Origin of the sequence: Caballeronia sp., assembly GCF_049581465.1 — a bacterium.
Classification (GTDB): Bacteria; Pseudomonadota; Gammaproteobacteria; order Burkholderiales; family Burkholderiaceae; genus Caballeronia.
This window is the reverse complement of the sequence record NZ_JBAUSA010000437.1, coordinates 1-2,311: the sequence shown is the minus strand read 5'-3', so window position 1 is coordinate 2,311 and position 2,311 is coordinate 1. Positions and strand designations below refer to the sequence as shown.

The following is a 2,311-nucleotide window of genomic DNA, read 5'->3' as shown; positions in this document are numbered from 1 at the left end:
AAGCATCGCAGGAACAGCTTGAAAAGATCCTGTCGTATATCGATCTCGGCAAGCAGGAAGGTGCTGAATTGTTGATCGGCGGCGAACGCAATGCGCTCGGCGGTGAGTTGAGGAACGGCTATTACGTGAAGCCCACGGTCTTCCGCGGTCACAACAAGATGCGCATCTTCCAGGAGGAAATCTTCGGGCCGGTGTTGTCGGTGACGACGTTCAAGAACGAAGCCGAAGCACTTGAAATCGCCAACGACACCCTCTATGGGCTCGGCGCTGGCGTGTGGACGCGCGACGGTACGCGCGCTTATCGATTCGGACGCGACATCCAGGCCGGACGCGTGTGGACCAACTGCTATCACGCCTATCCGGCGCACGCGGCGTTCGGTGGCTACAAGCAATCGGGCATTGGCCGGGAAAATCACAAGATGATGCTCGACCACTATCAGCAAACGAAAAACCTGCTGGTGAGTTATAGCCAGAAGCCGCTCGGGTTCTTCTGAAGGACAAGCACTAGCCTCGCACGAAAAAGCGGTCTCGGTCCGAGGCCGCGAGCAACAAGAAACAGGTTCGCATCCCCCGATGCGTCTACAAGGAGATCGACTATGAGCAAGATGATGAAAGCCGCAGTGGTCCGCGCCTTCGGCCAGCCGTTGCACATTGAGGACGTCCCTGTGCCAACGCCGGGCACGGGGCAGGTTCTCGTCAAGATCAAGGCATGCGGGGTCTGTCATACCGACCTGCATGCCGCCGAGGGCGACTGGCCGCTGAAGCCCAGTCCGCCCTTCATACCGGGGCACGAAGGGGTGGGCTATGTTGCTGAGGTCGGCGCCGGAGTGAAGCATGTGAAGGCCGGCGACCGAGTCGGCGTACCCTGGCTGTACTCCGCCTGCGGCCATTGCGAGCATTGTCTCGGCGGCTGGGAGACGTTGTGCGAATCGCAACAGAATACCGGCTACTCGGTGAATGGAGGCTTCGCCGAATACGCGCTTGCCGATGCCGACTACGTCGGCCACCTGCCAAAGGGGATAGGCTTCGTCGACATCGCGCCTATCCTGTGCGCCGGTGTCACCGTGTACAAGGGGCTCAAGGTCACCGATACCAAGCCCGGCGACTGGGTCGTCATCTCCGGCATTGGGGGCTTGGGCCACATGGCGGTCCAATATGCGAAAGCGATGGGGCTCAACGTCGCCGCAGTCGATATCGACGATGCAAAACTCGCGCTCGCCAAGCGTCTTGGAGCCACTATTACCGTCAATGCGAAGACTACCGATCCGGTCGCCTTTATCAAAAAGGAAATCGGCGGCGCACACGGCGTGCTGGTCACGGCAGTGTCGCCACGGGCTTTCTCGCAAGCGCTGGGCATGGTGCGACGGGGCGGTACGGTCGCGCTGAACGGCTTGCCACCCGGGGACTTCCCGCTGCCGATCTTCGATGTGGTGCTCGGCGGCATCACCGTGCGCGGTTCCATCGTCGGCACACGGCTCGATCTGCAGGAGTCGTTGATCTTCGCTGAAGAGGGGAAGGTCAAGGCCACCGTATCCACCGACAGCCTCGACAATATCAACAAGGTGTTCGAGCGCATGCGCCTTGGCGATATCGAAGGCCGCGTCGTGCTCGACCTCGCGCTGTAGGCGAGCCTGAAGCAAAACAGCGGGCCGGGCGGGACTGGGTTTCTAAAGCCTGGTCCCGTTCGGCCCGCAAGGGTTTTACGTCTGGGCCGCATTGATTTTTGAAGTTACCTGGACTGGACTCAGGGGGTCCTGACGCTGATCAAGTGTCGGATCCATGAATATCCTCCCCCGTTGTGTAGGGCCGGAAGTTCCGTTCAACCTGCTCGACCTGGCTTGCACAGCTGTCGTACAACCAGCCAGGGCTCCCGTCGCTTTTGTACATGCCGCGACACATCACTTTTAGACGGATTACCCACGCATTCGGATCATTCAATGAAGGTTCTTTCGATGCCCACATATAGAGGATACCGAACTCATGCGGCAGATCGGTCTCAATGACAGAGTCATCTGATCTTTTAATCTGGGTCGCCGATTGCCGGGCCACATAGTCTCTGGTTCGCTTCCAGACGCGTTCACAAGCCGTCTGTCCGACGCACCCGACGTTTGATTGCTCTTGTGCCGCCTGAAGCTCAGCGTCGCCTGCGCGATTGTCATTGTGTATCCAGTCTCCGGAACAAGCGGTAAGCGACGCGAAGGTAGCTGCCAGTACGATTGCCCATTTCATTGCTACCCCCGCGGCTCCTCTGTTTCTAGCTTGGATCCCACGTTGAACGCTACCCTGATCCGCTTCACGCCCCGAGCGCGTG

The 2,311-nt window shown here is 59.4% G+C and carries 2 protein-coding genes and 1 pseudogene; 2 read left to right on the top strand and 1 reads right to left on the bottom strand.

Going from position 1 to position 2,311, the window contains the following annotated elements; translation table 11 throughout:
* Positions 1 to 494 (top strand): annotated as a pseudogene (adh, locus tag WCA53_RS10930) (aldehyde dehydrogenase); the annotation flags it as partial.
* 102 nt (positions 495 to 596) lie between these two features.
* On the top strand, positions 597 to 1,625 hold the full coding sequence (adhP, locus tag WCA53_RS10925; RefSeq protein WP_423909118.1) for an alcohol dehydrogenase AdhP: 1,029 nt from the start codon (positions 597 to 599) through the stop codon (positions 1,623 to 1,625).
* Positions 1,626 to 1,764: 139 nt separating this feature from the next.
* Here adhP and WCA53_RS10920 read toward each other — a convergent pair.
* On the bottom strand, positions 1,765 to 2,311 hold a 547-nt coding region (locus tag WCA53_RS10920), incomplete at its 5' end, for a hypothetical protein (RefSeq protein ID WP_423909115.1).